At 46.5% G+C, this 25,351-nt stretch carries 22 protein-coding genes; 14 read left to right on the plus strand and 8 right to left on the minus strand.

From position 1 onward, the window contains the following. The first annotated feature begins 206 nt into the window (after nt 1-206). From treP to treR, 3 genes are read left to right on the plus strand one after another with little or no spacing between them, the layout of a single operon-like run. Entirely contained in the window at nt 207-1,637 is a 1,431-nt protein-coding gene (treP, locus tag J2Z34_RS07100) for a PTS system trehalose-specific EIIBC component (RefSeq protein WP_209459174.1), read from the plus strand. A gap of 26 nt (nt 1,638-1,663) precedes the next feature. Then, a complete protein-coding gene (gene treC, locus J2Z34_RS07105; RefSeq protein WP_209459175.1) occupies nt 1,664-3,358 on the plus strand; it encodes an alpha,alpha-phosphotrehalase in 1,695 nt (564 codons plus the stop codon). Nucleotides 3,359-3,378: 20 nt separating this feature from the next. Continuing rightward, nucleotides 3,379-4,092, plus strand: coding sequence for a trehalose operon repressor (gene treR / locus J2Z34_RS07110; protein WP_209459176.1), 714 nt, complete (start codon nt 3,379-3,381; stop codon nt 4,090-4,092). An 82-nt stretch (nt 4,093-4,174) separates the two neighbouring features. Here the strand turns inward: treR and J2Z34_RS07115 are convergent, their stop codons facing one another. From J2Z34_RS07115 to J2Z34_RS07125, 3 genes are all read right to left on the minus strand, one after another. Next, a complete protein-coding gene (locus tag J2Z34_RS07115; RefSeq protein ID WP_209459177.1) occupies nt 4,175-5,542 on the minus strand; it encodes a short-chain fatty acid transporter in 1,368 nt (455 codons plus the stop codon). 443 nt (nt 5,543-5,985) lie between these two features. Beyond that, nucleotides 5,986-6,726 carry a sulfite exporter TauE/SafE family protein gene (locus J2Z34_RS07120; RefSeq protein WP_209459178.1) on the minus strand — a complete coding sequence of 247 codons (741 nt, stop codon included), beginning with the start codon at nt 6,724-6,726 and terminating at the stop codon, nt 5,986-5,988. 26 nt (nt 6,727-6,752) lie between these two features. After that, the gene (locus J2Z34_RS07125) at nt 6,753-8,165 is read right to left on the minus strand and encodes a sigma-54 interaction domain-containing protein (protein ID WP_209459179.1); all 1,413 of its coding nucleotides are present in this window, start codon (nt 8,163-8,165) and stop codon (nt 6,753-6,755) included. Nucleotides 8,166-8,571: 406 nt separating this feature from the next. On the opposite strand from J2Z34_RS07125, the gene J2Z34_RS07130 reads away from it, so the two are divergent. Genes J2Z34_RS07130 through J2Z34_RS07140 form a run of 3 tightly spaced genes read left to right on the plus strand, consistent with a single transcriptional unit; the run spans nt 8,572 to nt 11,090 of the window. Further along, nucleotides 8,572-9,753 (plus strand): acetyl-CoA C-acetyltransferase, encoded by a 1,182-nt coding sequence (locus J2Z34_RS07130; RefSeq protein ID WP_209459180.1) that lies wholly within the window; start codon nt 8,572-8,574, stop codon nt 9,751-9,753. Nucleotides 9,754-9,771: 18 nt separating this feature from the next. Then, the gene (locus tag J2Z34_RS07135; protein WP_209459181.1) at nt 9,772-10,428 is read left to right on the plus strand and encodes a CoA transferase subunit A; all 657 of its coding nucleotides are present in this window, start codon (nt 9,772-9,774) and stop codon (nt 10,426-10,428) included. Continuing rightward, nucleotides 10,428-11,090 carry a 3-oxoacid CoA-transferase subunit B gene (locus tag J2Z34_RS07140; RefSeq protein ID WP_209459182.1) on the plus strand — a complete coding sequence of 221 codons (663 nt, stop codon included), beginning with the start codon at nt 10,428-10,430 and terminating at the stop codon, nt 11,088-11,090. The genes J2Z34_RS07135 and J2Z34_RS07140 overlap by 1 nt, the downstream gene beginning before the upstream one ends. Before the next feature lie 244 nt (nt 11,091-11,334). Here J2Z34_RS07140 and J2Z34_RS07145 read toward each other — a convergent pair whose 3' ends face one another. The 5 genes from J2Z34_RS07145 to larC form a co-directional block, all read right to left on the minus strand. Then, on the minus strand, nt 11,335-12,471 hold the full coding sequence (locus J2Z34_RS07145) for a glycerate kinase family protein (protein ID WP_209459183.1): 1,137 nt from the start codon (nt 12,469-12,471) through the stop codon (nt 11,335-11,337). Nucleotides 12,472-12,530: 59 nt separating this feature from the next. Further along, entirely contained in the window at nt 12,531-13,805 is a 1,275-nt protein-coding gene (larA, locus tag J2Z34_RS07150) for a nickel-dependent lactate racemase (RefSeq protein ID WP_209459184.1), read from the minus strand. A gap of 24 nt (nt 13,806-13,829) precedes the next feature. Next, entirely contained in the window at nt 13,830-14,789 is a 960-nt protein-coding gene (locus J2Z34_RS07155) for a 2-keto-3-deoxygluconate permease (RefSeq protein WP_209459185.1), read from the minus strand. A 191-nt stretch (nt 14,790-14,980) separates the two neighbouring features. Beyond that, nucleotides 14,981-16,882 carry a sigma 54-interacting transcriptional regulator gene (locus tag J2Z34_RS07160; protein WP_209459186.1) on the minus strand — a complete coding sequence of 634 codons (1,902 nt, stop codon included), beginning with the start codon at nt 16,880-16,882 and terminating at the stop codon, nt 14,981-14,983. A 14-nt stretch (nt 16,883-16,896) separates the two neighbouring features. Next, nucleotides 16,897-17,616 carry a nickel pincer cofactor biosynthesis protein LarC gene (larC, locus tag J2Z34_RS07165; protein WP_209459187.1) on the minus strand — a complete coding sequence of 240 codons (720 nt, stop codon included), beginning with the start codon at nt 17,614-17,616 and terminating at the stop codon, nt 16,897-16,899. A gap of 165 nt (nt 17,617-17,781) precedes the next feature. Between larC and J2Z34_RS07170 the strand changes: the two genes are divergently transcribed. The 8 genes from J2Z34_RS07170 (at nt 17,782) to J2Z34_RS07205 (ending at nt 25,338) form a co-directional block, all read left to right on the plus strand. After that, nucleotides 17,782-18,213: a DUF3842 family protein gene (locus J2Z34_RS07170; protein WP_342453123.1), complete on the plus strand. Its 432-nt coding sequence runs from the start codon at nt 17,782-17,784 to the stop codon at nt 18,211-18,213. Between the two features lie 36 nt (nt 18,214-18,249). Next, nucleotides 18,250-18,780, plus strand: coding sequence for an ECF transporter S component (locus J2Z34_RS07175; RefSeq protein WP_209459188.1), 531 nt, complete (start codon nt 18,250-18,252; stop codon nt 18,778-18,780). Then, nucleotides 18,761-19,201 carry a DUF1893 domain-containing protein gene (locus tag J2Z34_RS07180; protein ID WP_209459189.1) on the plus strand — a complete coding sequence of 147 codons (441 nt, stop codon included), beginning with the start codon at nt 18,761-18,763 and terminating at the stop codon, nt 19,199-19,201. Before J2Z34_RS07175 ends, J2Z34_RS07180 begins: the two co-directional genes overlap by 20 nt. A 500-nt stretch (nt 19,202-19,701) precedes the next feature. After that, nucleotides 19,702-20,718, plus strand: a complete 1,017-nt coding sequence (locus tag J2Z34_RS07185; protein ID WP_209459190.1) for a CobW family GTP-binding protein — start codon at nt 19,702-19,704, stop codon at nt 20,716-20,718. Nucleotides 20,719-20,733: 15 nt separating this feature from the next. Then, complete coding sequence (locus J2Z34_RS07190; protein WP_209459191.1) at nt 20,734-21,069, plus strand: hypothetical protein; 336 nt, start codon at nt 20,734-20,736, stop codon at nt 21,067-21,069. A 41-nt stretch (nt 21,070-21,110) separates the two neighbouring features. Further along, complete coding sequence (locus tag J2Z34_RS07195) at nt 21,111-22,493, plus strand: DUF362 domain-containing protein (protein ID WP_209459192.1); 1,383 nt, start codon at nt 21,111-21,113, stop codon at nt 22,491-22,493. Nucleotides 22,494-22,536: 43 nt separating this feature from the next. Then, on the plus strand, nt 22,537-24,390 hold the full coding sequence (locus J2Z34_RS07200; RefSeq protein ID WP_209459193.1) for an aldehyde ferredoxin oxidoreductase family protein: 1,854 nt from the start codon (nt 22,537-22,539) through the stop codon (nt 24,388-24,390). Between the two features lie 78 nt (nt 24,391-24,468). Next, nucleotides 24,469-25,338 carry an NAD-dependent epimerase/dehydratase family protein gene (locus J2Z34_RS07205; RefSeq protein WP_209459194.1) on the plus strand — a complete coding sequence of 290 codons (870 nt, stop codon included), beginning with the start codon at nt 24,469-24,471 and terminating at the stop codon, nt 25,336-25,338. Nucleotides 25,339-25,351: the final 13 nt, after the last annotated feature.

Raw genomic sequence — 25,351 nt, forward strand, 5'->3', positions numbered from 1 at the left:
ACCCTTCTGTCAGATTAACTTCCACTTCCCACTTTGCCAGGGTAACTTCTACTGATATCTCTTTTAAATCATGGAATTTAATTTATCAAATTAGCCAGGAAATTTGCTTTAAAAGAGATGATGTAAACGTATTGACGGAAGTTTTTAGTTGGTGTATATTGGAATCGAAACTTGTACGTACAAGTCATCATACAGGGAGGTCAAATATGGGAAAGTACACTGAAGAATCGAAAAGGATGCTTGAACTAATTGGCGGAAGGGAGAACATCACTGCCGTTTCCCACTGCGTCACCAGATTGAGATTCGTTCTGAAGGACCCTCCAAAGGCTGACATCAAGGGTATCGAAGCTCTTAAGACCGTAAAGGGCAGCTTCACACAAGCCGGACAGTTCCAGGTCATCATCGGCAACGACGTAGCAAACTTCTACAATGACTTTACTGCAGTAGCCGGAATTGAAGGCGTATCCAAGGATGCGGTCAAGCAGGAAGCTAAGTCAAACATGAGCCTGCTTCAGAGGACCCTTGCAAATCTTGCCGAGATATTCGCACCGCTCATACCTGCACTTGTAGTCGGAGGTCTCATACTCGGATTCAGGAACCTCATCGATGCAGTACCTCTGCTTGAAGGCGGAACAAAGACCATAACTTCGGTATCGCAGTTCTGGGCAGGAGTAAACCACTTCCTGTGGCTCATCGGAGAAGCGATATTCCACTATCTGCCTGTAGGCATCACATGGTCCATTGCAAAAAAATTCGGCACTACTCAAATACTCGGCATAGTTTTAGGTATTACTCTTGTTTCACCACAGCTTCTCAACGCATATGGCGTCGCAGGAGCAACGAAGATACCTTTCTGGGATTTCGGATTTGCTCAGGTAAACATGATCGGCTACCAGGCACAGGTAATCCCGGCAATGCTTGCTGGCTTCACGCTTGTGTTCCTTGAAAAGAAGGTCAAGCAGATCGTCCCTGATTACCTGTCGATGATCCTGGTTCCGTTCTTCGCACTTGTTCCTACAGTGCTCCTTGCCCATACGGTTCTCGGACCGATCGGATGGAAGATCGGAAGCTTCATTTCTGACATAGTTTACTCAGGACTTACCTCTGCATTCGGATGGCTGTTCGCAGGTCTTTTCGGCTTTGCATATGCTCCGCTCGTAATAACCGGACTTCACCATATGACCAATGCCATCGACCTTCAGCTCATGTCTGAATTCGGTGGAACCAACCTATGGCCGATGATTGCAATTTCAAACATCGCCCAGGGCTCGGCAGTTCTTGCAATAATCTATATGCACAGAGGAAACAAGGATGAGGAGGCTGTATCCATACCGGCTGCCATATCCTGCTACATGGGTGTTACCGAGCCTGCCATGTTTGGTATCAACATCAAGTATGTCTATCCGTTCCTGGCAGCCATGATAGGCTCCGCAATAGCAGCGGTCCTTTCTGTCAGCACAGGTGTCATGGCCAACTCCATTGGAGTTGGAGGTCTTCCCGGAATACTATCAATCCAGGGGCCATACATGGGGATATTCGCTGTATGCATGCTTATCGCAATAGTCGTCCCATTCACGCTCACCATATTCTTCGAGAAGAAGGGCGTACTTGCCGGAAGGACAATAACACTTAGATAACCATCATTTAACAAAGGAGAATTGCCATGCAAAGCGTAAAGGACAAGGTCATTTACCAGGTTTACGTCAAATCCTTCATGGACTCAAATGGTGACGGAAAGGGTGACATCGCAGGAATCACAATGAAGCTGGACTATCTGAAGCGTCTTGGCGCTGACTGTCTCTGGCTGACGCCTGTCTTTGTCTCGCCAATGAATGACAACGGCTATGATGTGGCAGACTATTACAGCATAGATCCATCCTTCGGAACCATGGAGGACCTGGAGGTTCTTATAAGTGAGGCAAAAAAAAGAGGACTGGGCATAATGCTCGATATGGTCTTCAACCACACCTCCACAGATCATGAGTGGTTCAGGAAGGCAATTGCAGGAGACAAAAAGTACAAGGACTACTACATATTCAGGAGGGGCCGGGAGGCCCTTCCTCCTACCAACTGGATTTCCAAATTCGGAGGCAGCGCATGGGAAATGGCAGGCGAGTCAGGTGAATACTATCTTCACCTGTTCGACAGGACTCAGGCTGACCTCAACTGGGAAAATGAAGATTTGAGGAAAGAGCTTTATGATGTGGTGAATTTCTGGATCAAAAAGGGAGTCGTAGGCTTCCGATTCGATGTTGTCAACCTTATTTCAAAGCCCGATGTACTGGAAGATGACCTTAATGGAGACGGAAGACGGTTCTATACTGATGGTCCACGGGTTCATGAGCATCTCAAGGAACTGGCAAGGAATACCTTTGGAAAGCACCATGACATGATAACCGTAGGTGAGATGTCATCAACCTCCATCGAAAATTGTGTGAGATACTCGAATCCTCTTGAAGAAGAGCTCAGCATGGTCTTCAACTTCCATCATCTGAAGGTAGATTATGAGGCTGGAGACAAATGGACACTTAAGGAATTCGACTTCATGGAGCTGAAGAAGATTTTTAACGACTGGCAGACAGGTATGGAAAAGGAAGGAGGCTGGATGGCCCTTTTCTATAATAACCATGACCAGCCCAGGTCTGTGTCCCGTTTCGGAAGCGACAGCAAGTACCACAAGGAATCTGCAAAGATGCTTGCAACATCCATACATCTGATGCGTGGCACACCCTATATCTATCAGGGCGAGGAATTCGGAATGCCCAATGCATACTTTGACGACATATCAGAATACAGGGACGTTGAAAGCATTAATTACTATGACATCCTGAAATCTAAAGGAATGGCTGAGGCTGAGATCCTTGAGGTCCTCAGGGAGAAATCAAGGGACAACGGCAGGACACCTATGCTCTGGGATGATTCCGATGGCCACGGATTTACTACATCAGTCCCATGGCTGCCATTTGCAAAGGTTCCGGGAATTAGCGCCGAAGCTGACCTTGCTTCCTCTGATTCAATATTCAACCACTACAGAAAGCTCATAGAACTCAGAAAACAATATGAGGTCATATCAGACGGGACCTTCATGATGACAGACATGGAAAACAGTCACCTTCTATGCTATTTAAGGTGTAAAGGTACCGGTAAGATGCTGGTTGTCAGCAACTTCTATGATGATGAGACAGAGTTCGACCTTGATAAGCTCTTTTATGAAACTAGCATCGACTTCAGGAAGTGCACATTTGAATCAGTCCTCATCTCGAATTACTATGATCTTGCAAAGGTTGGAGAAATTATAAGAATAAGGCCTTATGAGTCATTCGCCTTATATGTTGAGGATAAGCATCCTTCGTGCTAAAATGATTCTTGGTGATTGAAATGGCAAAATACTCCAATCTATATAATACGCTTCATTCCATGATAAAGGACGGAACGCTGAAGTCCAGAGACAAGCTGCCTTCAGAAAATGAACTGATGGCAGAGTACGGAATCTCCAGGGATACTGTTCGCAAATCCCTGCAGCTACTGCTTGAGAACGGCTTTATTACCAAGATACGTGGAAAAGGCTCATTCGTGACAGAGCTCACGAGGTTTGAATTCCCTGTTGCAGGGCTCATTACCTTCAAGGAGCTGTCATCAAGCAAAGTGATTGGCAATTCAGCGACGAAGGTAATCAATCTGAAGTCGTGCAAAGGGAACCCATATGTCCGTGAAAAGCTTGGTCTTGAAAACGACGCTGAAATATGGGCTGTCACAAGGGTAAGAACCATTGATGGAAGACGGGTGATCCTTGACAAGGACCACTTTGTGAAGAGTATTGTCGAGAACCTTACTATTGAGATATGCGAGGATTCAATATACGAATATCTGGAAAATGAGCTGGGCCTGAAGATAGGTTATGCTCATAAGGAAATTGTGATCGAACGGGCAACAGAAGAGGATGAGAGAAATCTTGACCTGATGGGCTTCGATGTGGTTGCAGTTGTCAACACTTTAGTTTATCTCCAGAACGGAACGCTGCTCCAATATACTCAGTCGAGGCATTGCCCCGATAAATTCAGGTTTGTGGACATTGCAAGAAGAAATCCCTAAATCCAAGATAATATGGTGCAAGGCCGAAGCTTCAGTCATTTTGACTTCAGCTTCGGCCTTGTATCTTTTTATTTCTATTTGACTATATCAGCCCCAAAAGCGGGAATGCCAGGAATACACCGCAAATGACAACTCCACCAAGCAGTAAAGTTATTATACAATATCCCATGATATCCCTAGCAGACAAACCTGCTATTCCAAGTGCAGGAAGCGCCCAGAAAGGCTGGATCATGTTTGTCCACGCATCACCCCAGGCTATGGACATTGCAGTGACATTTGGTGTTACTCCAAGAGCCTGTCCTGCAGGCATCATGATCGGTGCCTGAACTGCCCACTGTCCGCCGCCTGATGGAACAAAGAAGTTGACGATTCCAGCAGAGAGGAATGAGAACAGCGGGAATGTTGTTACTGTCGAAATGCTTACAAATGCATTGGATATTACTGAAGCAAGGGATGTTGCTGTCGCTGCATTTGCACCTGTCATCATACCCATGATTCCCGCATAGAACGGGAACTGCAGTATGATTCCAGCTGAAGATTTTGCTGAATCCTCAATTGCGTCGATGTATCTCCTTATGTTTCCATGGAACAGAAGGCCCAATGTGAGGAATATGAGGTTGACCAGATTCAGGTCAAGATTGAAACCCTTTGTTGCAAATGTGTAAATTATGAAAGCACTTGAAAGTGCAATTGTGAGTATCCAGAGGATCCTTGAATTCTCAAGCTTTTCTGCAGGAGTCTTGATAACATAGGTCTTCACCTCAGCATCAACAAGGAGCTTTGGATCCACGGTTACCGTATTTTCCTTCGATGGGATCATCGCATAGCATACCAACGGAATTCCTATGAGCAGAAGGATAACTATCGTGAGGTTGAAGTTCGAGAATATTGTCTGCGATGTAGGTATAGCTGCAGTTACCGCTCCGGCAGTCTGTGCCTTGAGCGCATCAGGTGTTCCTCCCGCAAGCGTCAGAGGTATTGAGCCGGAAAGTCCGCCATGCCAGATAAGAAATCCTGAATATGCAGTAGCAATAAGAAGCCTGTAGTCAAGCCCCTTCACGGCCCTTGCCATCTCTCTGGCAAGAAGTGCGCCTACAACCAGTCCGAATCCCCAATTGAGGAAGCAGGCTACCGTTGAAACGAATCCTGTGATAAGGATTGCCTGTGCAGGGTTCTTTGCCATTGAAGCTATCTTGACCAGAAGTCTCTTTATGATAGGAGCCTTGGCCATTGCACTTCCAAGTACCAGGACGAGTACCATCTGCATTGAGAATGCCAGCAGCGACCATACTCCCTTGCCCCAATGGTTTACCATTGCCAGTGGAGTCTGGCCAGTCATGAAGATACCTGCAACGAACGTTATGATTGTAAGGATGATGGCGAACAGGAAGGCATCGGGCAGGTACTTGTTGACGAGTGCGACGCAGGCGTTGGTGAATTTCTTAAACATTTTTCTCCTCCTTGCATTTCTAATATTGCACGGCCTTTCAGCCAAATGCTTCGATATCGTGATGCTTTACAAATGAATGTCAAAACAGCTGTTCAAAATTTAACATACATTTACAGAATTCCGGAAAGCTTTTCAGAAACATATTATCACAACTCCTGTTTATATCTCAAAGTGCAATTAATTGAGCTAACCACAATAAACCAATGTATAATTAATAAATTTTAAGTATTTATACATTTAATTCTTATATTGTTTAAATTGTCTGTTAATTTACTGAGACATGTGTAATATTTTACAAAAAATACACTTTTTATTTCAATTAGATTCATACATCGGCAATCGCTGTTCTAAAACCTTCCATAACCTCGAAAATCAGTTGTTTTTGTAACCTATTGAGTGCTCCGAAAATAAAAAAACTCCGGATAGTTTCCGGAGCCTGTTGCCTAAAGCATCAGACGGAGTGATGCCAATGCAGTCATTCCAATCACTATATACTTGAAGGTCTTTTCGCTGACCCTTTTTATCATGAACACTCCGAGGGCTGCACCTCCGACTATGAAAGGAATCATATAAAGAGTGTATCTTGCTGTCTCTAGTGTTATTGTCTTCCATAAGAATACATGGAAGGGGAATTTTACAATATTTACTACAAAGAAGAACCAGGCTGCGGTGCCGATGAACCTGTTCTTAGTAAATCCCATGGATAACATGTATACGCTGAAAATTGGGCTGGCTGCATTTCCAACCATTGATGCAAAGCCATTGACTACCCCTGTTGCCCCGTGGAAAAGAGCACTGCTCGGCATCTTCGCATTCCTGCCTACGGTTTCCATGTATATGAGAAGCACAAGGCAGAATATTACCGTCACTCCTATCAGGAATTTGAACTGTGCATCATTGAGATAGCTTCCGACTGCAGCACCAAGGAAGACTCCAACAATTGCAGGAGGAAGTACCTTCAGCAGGTCCTTTAGCCTGCCATATTTACCATAGTTATAAACTCCGAAAAGGTCCGCGACCATAAGCATAGTAAGCATAATCCCTGCAGAAAGCTTTCCGCCGAAGCTGTATGCCACAAGCGCAACTGCAGGGAGCGTTGCTCCGGAGACCGCCGTCTTCGAAAAACCTGTCAGCATGGCAGCAATCATAAGCATCACAAGTTCCATCAAATCAAGTCCAAGCATATTGATCCTCCAATCACCATTTCCCGCTACATCTCTATCTTATATTTTGCCATCTTCTTGTAAAGGGCTGTCCTGTGTATTCCAAGCTTTTCAGCTGCTTCTGTCTTGTTTCCGTTCGACTTCTTGATGGCGTTTATTATCGCCTCAGTCTCCGCCTTCTCAACTATTTCACTTATTGGGGTAATATCCTGAAGCCCAAGCCCCTTGTTTTTCTTCTGGAGCCTTTCAGGCAGGCTTGAGGGGAATATGACCCTGTTGGTTGAAAGGGTCAAGGCCCTTTCCAGGACATTCCTAAGTTCTCTTACATTTCCGGGCCAGCTGTAGTTCATGAGAAGAGTGACCGTCTTGTCATCAAGGGTCTTCCTTCCTATTTTGAAATCCTTCTCGAGTCCCCTCAGCAGGTCCTCGGCAAGGATTGGAATGTCATCAAGCCTTTCTCTGAGAGGCGGTATGTCTATGGTTACCACGTTGAGCCTGTAATAGAGATCCTTCCTAAACTTGCCGCTCCTGACGTTCTCCTCAAGGTTTTCATTTGTTGCTGCAATTATCCTTGCGTCAAGCGATATGGTCTTGTTTCCTCCCACAGGCTCGAACTCCCTTGCTTCAAGGACCCTCAGGAGCTTTACCTGCATATCAAGAGGCATGGTTCCAATCTCATCCAGAAATATCGTTCCGCCTTCAGCAATATGGAACTTACCCAGCTTACCCTTCTTCTTTGCTCCTGAGAATGCTCCCTCCTCATATCCGAAAAGCTCTGATTCCAGAAGCTCCTTTGGAATGGCTGAACAGTTTATGGGTACAAACGGTCCGTTCTTCCTGTAGCTGGCGCTGTGTATCGCGTGTGCGAACACTTCCTTTCCTGTTCCGCTTTCACCTGTAATCAGAACCGTCGAGTTTGACTCCGCTGCCATCTCCCCTACCTTCTTCAGGTACAGCATCTTCGGATTGACTGTATTTATAGTATTAAAGGAAAACCTGGTTCCCTCTATCCTTTCAATCTCACCCTTGTACTTGTTTATCTTCGATTGTAGGTCTAGCAGCTGGTGTGCAAGCTCCTTCACCTCGCTGATATCCTTGAAGAGAACTGTTCCTACGGCGCCGATTACCTTTCCATGCTTTATTATGGGTATCCTGTTAGTGATCATATCGTGACCCTGGAGTCTCTGGACATCCCTCAGTTCCTTCTCTCCTGTCTTTACAACTATATGCATCCTGGTATTTTCCAGAACATCTCTGACATCCTTTCCGACAGCATCTTCCTCCTTGATACCGAGCAGCTTCTCATAGTTGATCTTCACTATCCTGCCCTCTTTGTCCACAAGGACATATCCCTCATATGCATATGTAAGGATATCCTCCAGCATTACCAGGCTTTCCTTCAGGAGTTCAAGCTGCCTGCGTTCCTCCTCGTCGATTTTATCCAAATACTCAGTAGCCATCTCTGCCTCCATTGATATAATATTAACATTTAGTAAACTTTTAGGTAACAAACCCGCTTTTCATTGATTTTACTGACTTCTATTCATTAATGGCTAAAGGTCAGTGTACCTGAAATTATACAGTAATCTGACAAATGTAGCCATTTGGATACAATTGCAAAATGCATAAATCACAACGTTTTCATTCATTTTATTGGGTTTTAGCACTGTGTCAAAATCATCATACCACAAAGTGTACCTAATTGGATACACAAAACCCAATTTGCAGATTATGGCGAACAATTCTCTTGAGTCTCCCTAAACCCGCCAAGGTCAATGCTTTACAGAGTTTCGAAAAAATTCAGACCCGTTGGCACGGATTTTGCTATTACATAAGTGAAACCAAAAGTTATAGGAGGTTTAATAAATGAGAGAAGTAGTAATCGTAAGTGCCGTAAGGACTCCACTCGGAGCTTTCGGTGGGAAGTTCAAGGAAGTTTCTGCAGTAGCCTTAGGAACAGCAGCGGTAAAGGGTGCTCTTGAAAAGGCCGGAGTAAAGCCTGAGCTCGTCGAAGAAGTAATATTCGGAAACGTTCTTGGTGCAGGTCTTGGGCAGAATGTTGCAAGACAGGTATCCATTCATGCTGGAATTCCTATAGAGGTTCCTTCATTCACAGTAAACAAGGTCTGCGGATCAGGGCTCAAGGCGGTTGCGCTTGCAGCACAGGCGATCATAGCAGGAGATGCTGACATAATAGTTGCCGGTGGAACCGAGAACATGTCACAGGCACCATATCTCCTCAAGACCTCAAGATGGGGAATGAGGATGGGCGATGCAGCTGTAGAGGACTACATGGTCAAGGACGGTCTGACAGACATATTCAACGGCTACCACATGGGCGTCACCGCTGAAAACATAGTTGATCAGTGGGGACTTACCAGAGAAGGCCAGGACCAGTTCTCAGCAACAAGTCAGAACAGGGCTGAAGCTGCAATAAAGGCTGGAAGGTTTGTTGACGAGATAGTTCCAATAGTCATCCCTCAGAGAAAGGGCGACCCAGTTGTAATAGACACAGACGAATATCCTAAGTTCGGAACTACCCTTGAAGGACTTGCAAAGCTCAAGCCAGCATTCAAGAAGGATGGAACAGTCACAGCCGCTTCATCATCAGGAATAAATGACGGAGCTGCAGCACTTGTAATAATGAGCAAGGAAAAGGCAGATGAACTCGGACTGAAAGCTCTTGTAACAATCAAGTCATATGCTTCAGCAGGAGTAGACCCTAAGATAATGGGAACAGGACCAATTCCTGCAGTCAGAAAGGCTCTTGCAAAGGGCGGAATGACAGTTGCAGACCTCGACCTCATCGAAGCCAATGAAGCTTTTGCAGCTCAGGCTATGTCAGTAATGCATGACCTCGAGCTTGACCCTGAGAAGACAAATGTAAACGGCGGAGCAATTGCGCTTGGTCATCCTATCGGAGCATCAGGAGCAAGGATACTTGTCACTCTGATACACGAGATGGCAAAGAGAGAAGATGCCAAGACAGGACTTGCTACGCTTTGCATAGGCGGCGGACAGGGAACTGCTGTCATAGTTTCCAAATAGGTTACAGGAGGAATATTGATGAACAAGATAGTCACCATAGAAGAGGCAATCAGCCATGTCAAGGACGGCTCCGTAATAATGGTTGGAGGTTTCCTCGGAGGCGGATCGCCTGAGAAGCTTATCGATGCTCTCGTAGCCAAAGGAGTAAAGGACCTCACACTCATCTGCAACGACACCGCCTTTGTAGACAAGGGTGTAGGAAAGCTCGTTGTAACAAAGCAGTTCAAGAAGGTAATCGTAAGCCATATAGGAACAAATCCTGAGACAGGAAGACAGATGATAGCCAATGAAATGGAAGTCGACCTGGTTCCACAGGGAACCCTGGCAGAGAGAATCAGATCTGCAGGTGCAGGCCTTGGCGGATTCCTCACACCAACCGGAGTAGGGACAATAGTCGAGGAAGGCAAGGAAAAGATGGTAATCAATGGAATGGAATATCTCCTTGAGCTTCCCCTCAAGGCTGATGTTGCACTCGTATATGCTGAGAAGGCTGACAAGTTCGGTAATCTTGTGTATGCAGGCTCCAAGAGCAACTTCAATCCATTAATGGCAACAGCAGCAGACATCACCATCGCAGAAGTCGGCGAAGTCGTTGAGATTGGTGAGATCAACCAGAACGATGTAAAGACTCCTGGAATATTCGTGACATACATCGTCAACGGAGGGAAGAACTAATGGATAAGAACGAAATCAAAAATTTCATAGCCAAGAGAGTGGCACAGGAGCTCAAGGACGGAGACGTTGTCAACCTCGGAATCGGTCTTCCCACTGCAGTCGCTAACTTCGTTCCAGAAGGAATCTCTGTAACTTTCCAGTCAGAGAACGGCTTCCTGGGACTAGGCCCTGCACCAGAGGCAGGCAAGGAAGATCCTTCAGTATTCAATGCTGGCGGAATGCCTGTTACAATACTTCCTCATGGATCATTCTTCGACTCAGCCACCTCATTCGGAATCATCAGGGGAGGCCATGTTAACATGACTGTTCTCGGTGCTCTTCAGGTTGATGAGAAGGGTAACCTTGCAAACTGGATGATACCAGGCAAGATGATACCTGGAATGGGCGGAGCAATGGACCTTGTAGTAGGAGCCAAGAAGGTTGTAGTAGCTATGGAGCATACCCAGAAGGGTGCTCACAAGATACTGAAGCAGTGCACGCTACCTCTTACTGCGGCTGCGCAGGTCAACGAGATAATCACTGAAATGGCTGTCATAAAGGTTACGCCTGCAGGACTCGTGCTTGACGACATCAATCCGGAATTCACCATCGAAGAGGTTCAGGCCGCAACTGGCGCCGAGCTGATAATATCAGATGCCGCAAAGGCTAAGGCCAAGAAATAGCTTTGCAGCGTAAGGCTGTATACTCTTTTTGAGATGCATACCTGAACCGCACAAATTATTGATTGCCAACTACAAATAAACCTCTTATTTCACTGTTGGAGGGGAGCCGACCTGATTATTCAGGGCGGCTCCTTCCATTTCATGAGCCATTGTAGATTTAGGAAAGCGAATAATGCAGCAAAAAAAGAGGCTGGATATCCAAATTCGGATTTCCAGCCTTTCTTCAATTACTTGAATATTGGAGTTATGCCTTAAGTGACTTTGCAAGCCTCAAAATGTTGTCCACAGTGAACGTGAGATTCTCCACACTCTTATACCTGCTTGTCTCGAATGCCTCAGGCAGCCTGTTTATTGTGAATATTGCGGATACACCAACTTCATAGGCTTCTTCGATGTCATTGTCGGCTCCGCCGGCAACGACGATCACTGGAACACCTTTTTTCTTTGCTCTTCGTGCTACTCCGATGACAACCTTGCCTCTAAGGCTCTGGAAATCAATCTTTCCCTCACCGGTGAATATGGCATCGGCTCCCTCGATTACCTCGCTGAAGTTTACAGTGTCAAGCACAGTCTCGATTCCCATCTGGAGCTTCGAGCTGAAGAATGCAATCATTCCTGCTCCCATTGCTCCTGCTGCTCCGGTTCCCGGAACAACTGAAAGGTCCATTCCCAGATCCTTGCCTATGACTTCTGCCAGATGCTTTATTCCTTCATCGAGGAACAGGACCATTTCGGGATCAGCACCCTTCTGCGGTCCGAATACATGGGCCGCTCCTGTCTTTCCGTACATAGGGTTGTCAATATCGCACATTGTTACTATCTCTATTCCGTCAAGCTCCCTGGTCTTTTCAGAAAGGTCTATCCTTGAGATTTCATGGGTTGTTCCGCCTGTGGGTATGAACTTCTCACCCTTCTCGTTATAGAAGTTTACACCTATGGCAGCTGCTGCTCCGCAGCCTCCGTCATTCGTGCTGCTTCCGCCGAGTCCTACAACTATCTTGCTTACGCCACGCTTGGCGGCATCAAGTATGAGCTGGCCTACTCCGTAGGTTGTGGTCTTTTTAGGGTCGCGTCTGTCTTCAACAAGCGGAAGACCTGCGCATGCTGCCATTTCTATGACGGCTGTCTTTCCTTCGTCTATGATTCCGTAGAATGATTCCATATCCTCGAAATATGGATTCTTGACTGTAAGGTGAACCTTCTCGCCTCCAAGTGCTGTAAGGAAACAGTCAACGCTTCCCTCTCCTCCGTCAGCTACTGGTATCGAAACCACTTCACAGCCCGGAAAATGCTCTTCTACCCTTCCCCCGATGATCTCACAAATCTTTGATGAGCTTAACGTACCTTTGAATGAATCCGGTATGAGTACTACTTTCTTCATGTTATCCCCCTTGTATGTTGCTTAGGAGCCTTTGGGCTTTGCCCAAGGCTCCTATATCATTATAATACGATGACTGATACTCCGTCAGGAATTACTGTGATTTTCGCATCAGATTTTCCGAGAATCTCGTCTGCCTTCTTTATGGCCTCTTCGATAGAATGCGCCGGAATCATGTGCAGGTCCTCCACAATGTTGTCAGGCGCTTCAGATACGTATACGACCTTGTAGTTCTTGAGTATCCTTGCGAATATCTGCGACTGCCACTGGTCGGGTATGGTATCCTCGCTTGGCGTCGCAAGGAATTCAGCCATCATCCTCTCGACGTCCTGCTCCTCGCTGAAGGACTTATAGAAGCCTTCACCGCCGTGACCGTCATTCGACTTTGCCGCGATGATGATCACTCCGCCTTCATTAAGCGTCGCTTCTGCGGCTGTCATGCCCTTTACAGCCTGATATATGTTCTGGTCCAGAGGATATCCGGCATTCGTGGTTACCGCTATGTCTGCTGGGATCCTTGATACCTTGCACTGGCTGTTTAGGAAATTCCTTCCTTCAATGTGAGCCAGGTCGCAGTCTCCTGCTACAGCAAATATGGCTTCCTTGTCTGAGTTTATAACTACATTGACAATGAAGTCGAGCCTTGCTGCCCTTGCTGCATACAGCATGTCCCTGTGTATTGGGTTACCGTCGACAATACCTGTCCTTGACCTGTCGCTGTCTATGAAGGTTGCGTTATGGTTGAACATGACAGTCTTCCTGCTCGCTATACCAGGAAGCACGCTCTTCCTTCCGCCTGAGTAGCCTGCGAAGAAGTGCGGTTCAATAAAACCTTCTGAAACAAGGAGGTCAGCCTCGACTGCGAGCTTGTTGATTATAAGCTCTCCACCTGAAGGAAGTGTCCCTATGTTTACGAGCATGCTCTCATCGTCGCAGTCATGGACATATATCTTCTCAGAAGCCATTATCTCAGGACCGAACTTTGAAAGGAGCTCAGCCTCTGTAGTTCCTCTATGGCATCCTGTTGATATCAGTATGGTTATGTCTGCATCAGGATTACATTTCCTTATCTCTTCAAGCATCAAAGGCATTATGACCTTGCTTGGCACAGGCCTTGTATGGTCGCTTGCTATCACGACAACCTTTTTCTTTCCCTTTGCAATTTCCCTGAGCCTTGGCGTACCGATCGGATTCTCCATGGCCTTCCTTACAATCTCCACCTGAGTTTCAGCGGGCTTGTAGTGATGCATGTCGGAAACAAGTATTCCGGCTATCCTGTCATCAGGTATCTCTGCTTCAAGATATCCCTGGCCATAAGGCAATTTTATGTTCGTCATTGATAAATCCTCCTTAATGGAATCCTATGCAGCCTGAGCCTTCTCTGCTATCTTGGCCTTCTCCCTCTTGTCCATGTAGTTCACGAACATCGGGCACAGTATCGCTGTTACTATTATGGCAGCAGCTATCTGTACTGTCGCCTGTGCTGATATTGCTGCAAGGCTCGGGTCAACTGCAGCAAGCGCTGCAGGTGTAGCTACCGCATTCCCTGCAGTGGTCCCTATTGCAACACCTACCTGAGGGTGCTTTGCCTTGAGAAGCTTCATGGTAAAGTAACCACCGATTCCTGTGATAAGTGTACAAGCAACTCCAAGTACAATTCCAGGAAGTCCTGCCTGGATTATCTGCCCGAAGTTTAGTGCAGCTCCCAGCGGGAATGCAAAGAAAGGTATTAGTATCGTGGTTCCCTTGTCAAGGAATAGCCTGAGCTCTTCATCAAGGTTTCCAAGTATGAATCCTATGAGGATAGGAACTATCGTAGCTACCAGTGCTATTATAGGAACTGTCGCTATCCCTGTGATTCCGAATGCAAGCATTGTGAAAAAAGGTCCGTCATTCAGAGAAAGTATGGAGATTGCTCCTACGTCAGTGGAATCACCATATTCACCCGCAAGCGCTGCATACAGTCCTCCATTGGAGTTGGTTATAGCAGCAACGAATGCGAGCGGCGAAATTGCAAGCACTCCTGCAGGACCGAAAACTGTGTTTATAAGGACTCCCAATACTGCACCTATTACAAATTTTGTTAATGTCAGTGCTATACCCTTGGCAAGTGGAGCTCCCGCCTGCTTGGCATTGATCTGTGCTCCGTTGCAGAAAAGGAATACAGCGAGTATCGGAAGTGCTCCCGTCTTGAACAGGTGTGTAGTGAAACCACCTATAGTGAGCAGACTAGGGAAGAACGTGTTGATTGCAGCTCCCAAGAGCAGCGGAACTACCATGAGTCCTCCGGGGATCCTTCTTACTGTCTTTAGTATTTGCATGTTGACCTCCTGAAAATTTATTATTGATCAGTTCGATAATATATTAGCAATTAGCGTGCCAACTGTTAAAGCCCTTGAAATGCTTTACCTTTTAGGAATCCGCCATTTTCAGACCTGCCAAATCCGTTGCATATCGCAAAATAAATGATGCATCTTGCAACAGCTGTTGCCAAATGCATCATAACACATTCCTAGTTCTCTTCGTTTTTGATCTTCCTCCAGAGTGTGGTCCTGTTTATTCCGAGTATTTTAGCAGCTTCCCCCAAATTTCCGGAGGAGGACTCCAGCACCTTTTCTATGTATCTTTCCTCAAGAGTCTTTAGGTCCATGCCTTTCATGGCTATTTCAAGAATAGGGTCACCTGATTGTACTGTGCCCTTTTCCGGCTTTACTGAGCCTGGAGAAATGACCTCATCCTTCAGATAGTCGAAGGAGCCGAGTATAACGCTTCTCTCAACTATATTTTCAAGCTCCCTGATATTTCCCTCGTAGCTCCTGTTCATCAGGATCCCTTTTATCTTCTGATTTATCTCAAGAGGCTTCTTTCCATACACCTTAGCATATTTTCTGATGAAGTGCTCTGCAAGGACCGGGATGTCCTCCTTCCTCTTGGAAAGAGGAGGAAGCCTTAAGGTCAGCACATTTATCCTGAAGAAAAGGTCCTTCCTGAACTGCTCATTATCTACCATCCTCTTCAGATACTTGTTGGACGCCGTGATTATCTTCACATCAACCGGAATGAGTTTACCTCCGCCGATACGCATCACCTGCTTCTCCTGAAGCACTCTTAGAAGCCTTCCCTGAAGCTCCAGCGGGATTTCACTGATCTCATCAAGAAACAGTGTGCCGTTATGTGCAAGCTCGAAAACTCCAGGTTTACCCTTCTTTCTCGCACCGGTGAACGATCCCTCCTCATAACCAAAGAATTCACTCTCGATGAGGCTTGGAGGAATGGCTGCACAGTTGACAGCAACAAATGGACCGTTTTTTCTGGTGCCTTCATTGTGCATGCTCTGGCAGAACAGTTCTTTTCCGACTCCTGATTCACCGCACACATGGACAGGTGTATCATACTTCGAATACTCCCTGGCTATTTCGATGCATTCCTTCATCGCCCTGCTCTGGCAGATGATGTCTGAAAAATGGTATCTTGCCGTAAATCCGTTGTCATCAAGGCTCCTTCTGACCTTCTGTTCAAGGCTCTGGAGCTCTGCAATTTCCTGGAAGGTGGCAACAGCCCCGGCAGCCTCGTTGTTCACGATAATAGGAGCCCTGTTGCATGTGATCCTAGTATCTCCGACGCTTGCCAGCTCGCCGGTCTGGATATCTCCTGTGATCATTGTGTACGGGAGCAGAGTTCCTGGTATGACCTCATCAACTTTCCTTCCAATGACATCCCTGCTCGGTAATCCATATATTCTCTCAGCTGTCCTGTTGAATACTGTGACAAGCTCTTTTGAATCTATTGCAACTATACCGTCCCTAACGAAGTCAGCCATTGTGGATACCTGCTCAGCCCTGAACAGCTCGTCCTTTGTAGCCTTCAGTATCCTTCTTGCCTCCTGTATTGCTGAAAGTATAGACTCCTTCTGTGAATGGATGACTATACCCTTGCAGCTTAAGCCCTCGGCTATCCTTATTATGTTGGCGTCGCCGATGTATGTCTTTATCCCCTTGTTCTTGTAACCCTCGATTATGCTGTGGATGTCCCCTTCACTGGTGATCTCGACCTTAACAACCTTGTTTGGAATCAGCTTCTTCAGTATGTCGAAGCCATAGACGACATTCGTATATCCTGCAACTCCCACAATCTCGTCTTTGTCACCAATCCTGTCGAAGCTTTCAAGCACATCGAACGCGCTAACCTTGATTTCCACCACCGGTATTGAAAGGTCAGTCTGAATAAGCTTGTATGTTCCACCTCTGGTGACTATTATCTTCACCCCGTTCTTTACAAGCTCTCTTGCAATCATAAGCCCTTCACCCATGTTTCCCAGGATGACTTCAACATTGCTGTAGTTCCTTTCTTTTACAAGGTTCACAGCCTTGTCATATATGTCTTCTATAGGTGCAAGCACCACTATGTCTTTCATTGAAAACCCTCCATCTAGAGATAGACCTTCAGTATACCGGAAGGACCAGAATCGACAGTCGCTGCTCCGTACCCGGCTCTATTGACTGACAGTTCTCTTTCAAAACCGAACCTTTCAGCAATATTTGTAATTATCGCTGCTCCAGTTGGAGTAGCCATCTCACCGGTCATTCCTGTGGAATAATAGGGCGCCCCTTCAAGCAGTATCCTGGTCATCGGTGCGGGTATGTCCATGTCACCCTTCCAGAGCCTTATCTTCCCTGACCCGACCTGAATAGGTGTGGAGATAACACTGCCGATGCCAAAATATTCAAGTCCTGAAACCGCTCCAATGATATCTATCAAAGTATCTACAAGTGATTCCCCTTTGTATTTAAGCGAAGATTCGGAACAGCCATGAGCTCTGGCCTTTGCCTTTACCATGCTTTCGAAAATTCTGGACGTTTGTTTTATTATTGGTTCCTCGAGTCCGCTCCCGAGAATCATCTCAATTACCTCTCCTGAGGTCCTCACTCCAAGCTTTTTTTCCGTTTCTTCAGATACTGTGGTATTAAAATAAGTGGCAGTCCCAGCGGCAAGTGAGAGTGTTTCAATCTCAAGACCAAAGCTCCACTCAGGAAGTACCCTTATGATCCTATCTTCAAGATACTCAACCGGCATACCCATATCAAGGAATGCTCCCGTCACCATATTCCCGCTTATTCCGCATGTGCAGTCAAAATATGCAGCTCCCATAAGATACCTCCAGTTTAGATTTCAGCATTCAGATTAGTTTACCTAATTTTATCATGCCTGTGGTAAATAATAACATAATTGACACACCATGATGTTTTATTTATAATGAATCTTGAAAAGGTTGTTAAGTATTTTATCAATCACTAAAGCCCAAGGATAGGTGTGATGACATTGAGAGTGGCAATCATCGACGGACAGGGCGGAGGAATCGGAAAGAGCATAATCGAGAGAATAAAGAAGCTGCATCCTGACAAATTCGAGATAATAGCCCTTGGAACGAATTCAATGGCTACCGCGGGCATGAAGAGGTCCGGGGCAGATGTCGGTGCGACTGGTGAAAACGCTGTTCTGGTCAACGCTCCAAAAGTGGATGCGATAATGGGACCGATGGCCATCGTGATACCAAACTCGATCATGGGCGAGATCACTCCGGCAATGGCACTGGCGATCGGCAACAGTCCGGCGCTGAAGATACTTATCCCACTCAACAGGTGCAATGTTGAGATACCGGGAACCAGAAACCTAAATATCAACGAATTATTGGACTTCTCAGTAGACGAACTTCTGAGACATTACGACGCCACGAAGGCACTGTAGCCTTCTGTGGCGTTATTTATTTTTAGGAGGAACAAAATGAGAACAAACACGAAATCACTGACCCTGTCAGCTCTGTTCATAGCACTTGGAATCCTGGTACCGCAGGTATTCCATCTGTTCGGGGGAACCGGTCCTGTATTTTTACCGATGCACATTCCTGTGCTGCTGGCAGGCTTCATCATAGGTGGCAGGTATGCTGCAATCGCAGGATTTGCTACTGTAATCCTCAGCTCGCTTCTCACAGGCATGCCTCAGCCACCTGTACTTTACTTCATGCTGGTCGAGGTTACAGTCTATGGACTTGCTGCAGGCTTCTTCTACAAGAAGCTGCATCAGAACGTATTCGTATCTCTTATCCTCGCAATGCTCACAGGACGAGCAGCTCTTGCATTGACCGTATTCACCCTGCAGCCTCTTCTCGGTCTTAAGCTTTCTCCTATTGTCTACATGACAGGAGCGATAGTGAACGGGATACCAGGAATAGCAATACAGCTCATACTGATTCCATTCCTTGTAATATCCCTTGAAAAGGCAGGTGTAGCGTACAGTGAACGCAGGGCTGGCTAAGGAGCTGCTTGAACAGCATGGTGCCGCATGCATCATACTAAGGAACGACGAGATAATTTTTACACATGTTGGAATCGGGGTAAAGCCCCTGATTGCATTCATGGAAAAGCCACTGGAAGAAAGATCCGGAAGCCTTGTCCTTGTGGACAAGGTGATTGGAAAGGCAGCTCTCCTGATGGCAGTTAAGCTGGGTATTAAAAACATATATACTCCTCTTGTCAGCGAGGAAGCACTCGATGCTGCAGGAGTTCATGGAGTTACCATTGAAGCCCTGGAGACAGTCCCATACATCATAAACAGGACAAATGACGGAAAATGTCCGCTTGAGCAGTCCGTTACCGGAATATATGACCCTGAAGCAGCCTTTGTTAAAATTAAGCAGGCTATTTCAGAATTGATGAAAAAAGCTGTAACATTATAGTTAAGAATATGAATTTATTGTAAAGTGAACAGGTATTTTTGTTTCTTATTGGAACAAATTTCTGTACGTTTATAATGCCATAAAAGCCTGAAACTGCTTGATTTCTTCAAAGAACCAAGCAGTTTCAGGCTTTTTGTCTGCTTTAAAACGGCATGACGGCTTGGTTAAGCCATTACAGACTCATATTTATGAAGGATCCTCTTCATAGAATCGCAACATCTATTTATTTTGTATATATAAACTGCTCTGTTTTATATTTGTTATCGATTTAGCAATCGTTTACAAGTATGTTTTTTAGTATTACGATTATGTTGAACACGTTCGGTAAGACTTTTTAATCACGCAAAGAATTATCGGAATATTCTATCTCATGACGTCAGGAGGTACTCATGGAGCACTCGCACAATCATCAGGGACATAACCATGACCAAGGTCATTCACATGACAAAAGTCATTTACATGACCATAGTCATACCAAACATCTGCATTCAAACGACACTATGGGAAGAATGCACGAGCATATCCACAAGGATGACAAGGAAGGACCGACGAGCAAGGGACCAAAGGTTCCTGTAACAGTAATCGGGGGGTTCTTAGGCTCAGGCAAGACTACACATGTAAACCATCTGATCAAGGCATCAAATGACACAAGGGTTGATGTCATTGTCAGGGAATTCGGATCGATTTCCATCGATGACATGCTTGTTCATCTTCCAAAGGACAGAGTCCATGTGTTCCCAGGGGTTTCCATGCATCATGACCCTCAGCTGATGCTTTACGGATTCCTTGACACCCTGTATGAAAGGTACGGCAAGACCTTTGATTCGGTCCTCATGGAAAGCAGCGGATTGGACAAGCCCGAGGACCTGGTTCAGCTATTCTTCCTGGGAGACGTCTCAAAAAACTACAGGCTGGGAAGCTACATAGCTATAGTAAGCGCCGAATACGGAGGCCTGGACCTTGATGAATACAGGATTGCAAGGGAACAGGCAGCACTGGCGGATGTAGTGATCATAAACAAGACCGACCTGGCTGATGAAGCTGAAGTCGACAAGCTTGAAGAACGCATCAGGGGTATGAACATGATGGCGAGGATAGTACGTGCGAAATTCGGAGAGGTCGATCCGAAAATGGTAACTGACATTGGGCTTCATGAACAGCTTGATGAAGTATACGTCAGAGTAAAGGAAGGAAGGAGAGCATTTGGAATGGATGACATAAGGACAATAGCCCTGACTGAAACAAGACCCATGGACAAGGAGAAGGTAAACAACTGGCTTCAGAGCCTCTTCATGAAGGATGGGACTAAGATGCTTAGAAGCAAAGGATTCTTCAATTTTCAGGGCTTTGAAGACAGATTTGAATTCCAGGCTGTAAGGAAAACCTTCCATTCGAAGGCTGACAGGAAGTGGGAAGACGGAGAGGAGCGCAAGAGTGTTGTTGTTGTTATCGGTGAGGGTCTGCCGGATGAGAAGGAACTTCAGGCAAGCTTCAGTGAGTGCGCATATACAGGGTAAAGGGGAGGAATGAAAATGAGTGACGGACGCGAAATCATCGACGAGACCTACAAGTTGGTCAAGGGTACTCTCGAATCATTGGAGGGATTCAAGGAAAGCTATCCAGAGGAACATTATGCAGAGCTTCTCGAAACCATTACTGGTTCTGTTGAGTGGGCGAAAAAGTGCAGGAACAAGGTATGGCTGAGATCAAAGGAAGGTACCGACCTTGCTCAGGGATGTCTGAATGCTGCAGTTGCATTGAATGAAGCCATGGGTAAGTCAGAGTCGCTTGACGGAGCCGCAAGCCTCAACTACAAGCTCGAATCACTTGCAAAGGTCATTGCCACCAAAGCATCTGTTATGACTTGATGATCTCTAATAAATAAGAAATATGAAAAGGGGGAAGTAAATTGGCATCGAAAGTATACTTTATGAACGACAGGGCCAACAGCCTGCAGGAGAGCACTCCTTTCAAGGCTGTCAAGCTGCTCAGGGACGCCGGAATCAAGACACTTTTCAAAGAAGGCGACACAGTTGGCATCAAGATCCACATGGGTGAGTATGGAAACTCCCTTAACCTCAGGCCTCAGTGGGTAGGAGCAATCGTTGAGGAGGTCAAGAAACTTGGTGGAAATCCCGTCATCGTCGACTGCAACACGATAACCTTTGGAGACTATACCTCAAGAGGTATCAAGGCGGACCATCTAAGAGCGATTGCAAGACATGGCTTCACAGAAGAGGCTTTGGGCTGTCCGATATGGATCTGCGACGGAGACTACGGATTTGACGACGTTCAGGTTGAGATCCCTCACGGCGTATACATGAAGCACACCTTCATGGGCAAGAAGCTGCTTGAACTTGATGCATGCATAGTAGTCACCCACTTCAAGGGACACCCCATGGGAGTATATGGCGGAGCTCTCAAGAATGTAGGTATCGGCATGGGCTCCAAGAGAGGAAAGATATCGACGCATTTCTTGAACCATCCTGTATATGGACTCCAGGCAATGGGTCCTAACCAGGCAGCTGCACAACAGCTAGCACAGGCACCTCATCCTAACCTAGTCGACAGGGCTGTCGAGGGATGTCCATTTGATGCCTTCGAATGGAAGGATGGAGTGTTCTACTTCCATAACGAGAAATGCGGTAAGTGCGCAGGCTGCTTCAGTTCCGCCCTCTTTGCAGGACTTCTGGCACTCAAGCCAGAAATTACAGCTACATGGGCTCCTACAATTGCAGATGCAGCATCAGGCTATATCCACGCCATAGGCAAGGATAAGTTCCTCTTCGTCAATTATGCAATGGATATTTCTCCATGGTGTGATTGCGTAAACTTCCATGACAGGCCACTTGTTTCCAATATCGGAGTATTTGCATCAAAGGATCCTGTTGCAATAGACCTTGCATGTATAGAAGCTTCAGAGGCCAGGGCAGCACTTCCTGAATCGAAAGCAGACGAATTTGGTTTCGGCGACCCTGGAACTGAAAGGTTCACAAACGTATCCAGCGTAGCCAAGATCAGCCAGTGGGCTCAGTGTAACGCAGGAGAGTACAACGGAATCGGATCGACAGAGTATGTACTTGTTGAATCAGAGCCAGCTGAAGAGACTGATTTCTGGTTCCCGCCATACACTCCGGACAACGTATACGGAAAGGTCAACAAGGAAGCACTGAGAAGCGGAAACTACGAGCCTGGTGAGTATTTCTACGACCTGCCAAGACTCTCATTCGCAGAGCTTCATATCAAGCCAAAGGGAAAGATAGACGAAATATCAATACTTGATGAAGAGTAGGATGATCGCAGCACTAACTTTAATATGAGGGGGGAATTGAGACATGTTATATGGATACATGGGTAAGATGCTGTTTGTAGATCTTACTACCGGTGCCATTGAAGAAAGGGAACTTACTAAGGACATAACCGACAAGTACATAGGCGGCTATGGAATCGGAGCTAAGGTACTTTACGAGGAAATGCCAAAGGGCGCAGATCCGCTCGGTCCCGAGAGTATTCTCGGATTCATAACAGGACCGGCTAACGGATCGAAGGCAATGTTCGGCGGAAGATACACTCTGGTTTGCAAATCCCCTGTCACAGGCGGGTGGAATGATGCGAACTCAGGTGGCTACTTCGGACCAGAGCTTAAGAAGGCCGGCTTTGATGCTGTGTTCATAAAGGGAATATCCCCGACTCCTGTTTACCTCTATGTCAATGAAGGCAAGGCTGAGCTAAAGGATGCTTCTGCAATATGGGGAATGGATGCCAAGGAGACCTGGGAAGCTCTCAAGGAAGCTACCGGTCAGCCAAAGGCGAGAGTAGTCGCCATAGGTCCATCTGGTGAAAAGATGGCATACATCTCCTGCCCGATAAATGACGGACACAGGGCCCCTGGAAGAGGCGGCGGCGGTGCGGTAATGGGATCCAAGAAGCTCAAGGCGATAGTAGCTTATGGAACCAAGGAAACACCTGTATTCTCTCCTGAAAAGGTAAATGCCATAAACAGGAAGGTCACAGCAGCCCTAAAAGAGAGTCCGCCGGCACAGGGCTTCGGAGAATATGGAACAGGAGTCGGTACTGGTGCGTCTGCACTTAACGGAGATTCCCCTGTCAAGAACTGGGGCGGAGTCGGTATTGTGGATTATGGAGAAGAGGCTGCAGGAAAGGTAGCAACCCCTACTTTTGACAAAACCTATAAGACAAAGAAATATGCATGCGCCAACTGTCCTATGGGCTGTGGAGCAGAGTATGAAGTAAATGACGGCAGATGGCCTCTTGGTCCAACAGAGAGACCTGAGTATGAGACTCTTGCCGCATTCGGATCGACACTCCTTAATTCGGAAATGGATTCGATATTCAAGTGCAATGAGATCTGCAACAGGTACGGGCTTGATACAATATCAGCCGGAATGACTGTAGCCTGGGCAATGGAATGCTACAATGAGGGCGTCCTGTCAAAAGAAGAGCTGGACGGTATAGACCTCAAGTGGGGAGATGGAGCGGCTATAGTTGCCCTGACCCAGAAGATAGCAGACTGCGAAGGCGTTGGAGCAGTACTTGCAAATGGATCGGCATATGCTGCAAAACATTTTGGAAAGGGTGCAGAATACCTTCAGACAGCGTCAGGAATAGAGCTTCCGATGCATGATCCTAAACTTGCACCTGGCTTTGCGAGAACCTACAAGTTTGACCCAACCCCAGGAAGGCACGTAAAGGGCGGACTGGGACTCGCACAGGCATCAGGAGTACCACTCGGCGACAAGTATGACTACAGGTCCACTGGATTCCTGGATGTCACACTCACTACCGGCCAGGAGATCAACAACGCAGCTGGTTTCTGTCTGTTCTTGATGTTCTCAGGAGTACAGGGAGCAGAGGCTGAGTATCTCGAGGCAATAACCGGAAATTCATTCAAGTCACAGGACCAGATGTCAACAGGATTAAGGATCCTTGATCTCAGACACAGCTTCAATCTCAGGGAAGGAAAGAGACTTGCCGACATGACAATTACCGACAGGGCAGTCGGAAAGCCTCCACAGACAGCTGGACCACTTGCGGGAGTAGATATAGACGTTGACAGGCTTTCAGCTAACTTCTTCGCATTTGCAGGATGGGACCCAGAGACTGGAATCCCAAGCAAGAGAAGCTACGAGAACCTCGGTCTGGACTTTGTAGCCAAGGATTTCTACTAAACACTCCAGGCCGCCCAGCTAAATCCTGGGCGGCCTAAAAATTAATTACAAAACCAAGCAGCAAAGGTGGGATTCATATTGAAGAAACTGCTTATAACTGGCGGTGCTGGAAGCATGGGCAAGGAGCTCTCCATAGCCCTCTCAAAGAAAGGCTTCAAGGTATACGCTTATGACATACCGAATGCTAATTATGATGGACTGGAAGAGTATGGAATTGAAGGGATCAAGGGCGATATCACAGACCCAGCTTCAATAGGCGAAGCAGTCAGGGGAATGGATATGGTTGTACATCTTGCAGCACTTCTTCCGCCTGTAAGTGAGAGAAACAGGGACAAGACTTTTGCAGTCAACGTAAAGGGTACCTCCAACCTTGTGGATGCGATAAAGGCTGACGGAAGCAAGGCAAGGCTCATTTTCTCTTCCACCGTCGCTTCATATGGTGACAGCACAATGGATGAACCTCCTGTGAAGCCGACTACATTGCAGAAGCCCAACACCTTCTACAGCGAATCTAAAGTTGCAGCAGAAAAGTACGTGTTTGAATCAGGTATTAACTATACTATACTAAGGGTAGCAGGTGTTGTACTTGCAGCCCTCATGGATCCTCCATCATGGCCTTTCATTGCAGACCAGAGGGTGGAATTCGTCTATAGAGGCGATGTGGTAAGTGCCCTTATAGGCGCAGTCGAGAACGAGGAATCAGCCAACAAGGTTCTCATAGTTTCAGGTGGAAAGACCTGGCAGATGAGAGGAAGCGAGTTTGTTGAGAAGTTCCTGGCAGTACTTGATGTTCCTGCTGAGGATGCTGAGTATCCAGAGAAGCCCATTTACGGTGACTGGTACGATACCGAGGAATCGCAGAGACTCCTCTCCTTCCAGAACACGCCATTTCCCAAATTCATAGAGCTTCTTCAGAAGGCAGTCGATGATGCAATAAACGGCATGTAAAGATACGGAGATG

The organism is Youngiibacter multivorans (assembly GCF_017873395.1).
In the GTDB taxonomy this organism is placed as follows: Bacteria; Bacillota; Clostridia; order Clostridiales; family Clostridiaceae; genus Youngiibacter; species Youngiibacter multivorans.

Bases quoted from the DNA above. Each gene is read 5' to 3' on its own strand.
- treP (WP_209459174.1), top strand. From the start codon at position 207: ATGGGAAAGTACACTGAAGAATCGAAAAGGATGCTTGAACTAATTGGC.
- treC (WP_209459175.1), top strand. From the start codon at position 1,664: ATGCAAAGCGTAAAGGACAAGGTCATTTACCAGGTTTACGTCAAATCC.
- treR (WP_209459176.1), top strand. From the start codon at position 3,379: ATGGCAAAATACTCCAATCTATATAATACGCTTCATTCCATGATAAAG.
- J2Z34_RS07115 (WP_209459177.1), bottom strand. From the start codon at position 5,542: ATGTTTAAGAAATTCACCAACGCCTGCGTCGCACTCGTCAACAAGTAC.
- J2Z34_RS07120 (WP_209459178.1), bottom strand. From the start codon at position 6,726: ATGCTTGGACTTGATTTGATGGAACTTGTGATGCTTATGATTGCTGCC.
- J2Z34_RS07125 (WP_209459179.1), bottom strand. From the start codon at position 8,165: ATGGCTACTGAGTATTTGGATAAAATCGACGAGGAGGAACGCAGGCAG.
- J2Z34_RS07130 (WP_209459180.1), top strand. From the start codon at position 8,572: ATGAGAGAAGTAGTAATCGTAAGTGCCGTAAGGACTCCACTCGGAGCT.
- J2Z34_RS07135 (WP_209459181.1), top strand. From the start codon at position 9,772: ATGAACAAGATAGTCACCATAGAAGAGGCAATCAGCCATGTCAAGGAC.
- J2Z34_RS07140 (WP_209459182.1), top strand. From the start codon at position 10,428: ATGGATAAGAACGAAATCAAAAATTTCATAGCCAAGAGAGTGGCACAG.
- J2Z34_RS07145 (WP_209459183.1), bottom strand. From the start codon at position 12,471: ATGAAGAAAGTAGTACTCATACCGGATTCATTCAAAGGTACGTTAAGC.
- larA (WP_209459184.1), bottom strand. From the start codon at position 13,805: ATGACGAACATAAAATTGCCTTATGGCCAGGGATATCTTGAAGCAGAG.
- J2Z34_RS07155 (WP_209459185.1), bottom strand. From the start codon at position 14,789: ATGCAAATACTAAAGACAGTAAGAAGGATCCCCGGAGGACTCATGGTA.
- J2Z34_RS07160 (WP_209459186.1), bottom strand. From the start codon at position 16,882: ATGAAAGACATAGTGGTGCTTGCACCTATAGAAGACATATATGACAAG.
- larC (WP_209459187.1), bottom strand. From the start codon at position 17,616: ATGGGAGCTGCATATTTTGACTGCACATGCGGAATAAGCGGGAATATG.
- J2Z34_RS07170 (WP_342453123.1), top strand. From the start codon at position 17,782: ATGACATTGAGAGTGGCAATCATCGACGGACAGGGCGGAGGAATCGGA.
- J2Z34_RS07175 (WP_209459188.1), top strand. From the start codon at position 18,250: ATGAGAACAAACACGAAATCACTGACCCTGTCAGCTCTGTTCATAGCA.
- J2Z34_RS07185 (WP_209459190.1), top strand. From the start codon at position 19,702: ATGGGAAGAATGCACGAGCATATCCACAAGGATGACAAGGAAGGACCG.
- J2Z34_RS07190 (WP_209459191.1), top strand. From the start codon at position 20,734: ATGAGTGACGGACGCGAAATCATCGACGAGACCTACAAGTTGGTCAAG.
- J2Z34_RS07200 (WP_209459193.1), top strand. From the start codon at position 22,537: ATGTTATATGGATACATGGGTAAGATGCTGTTTGTAGATCTTACTACC.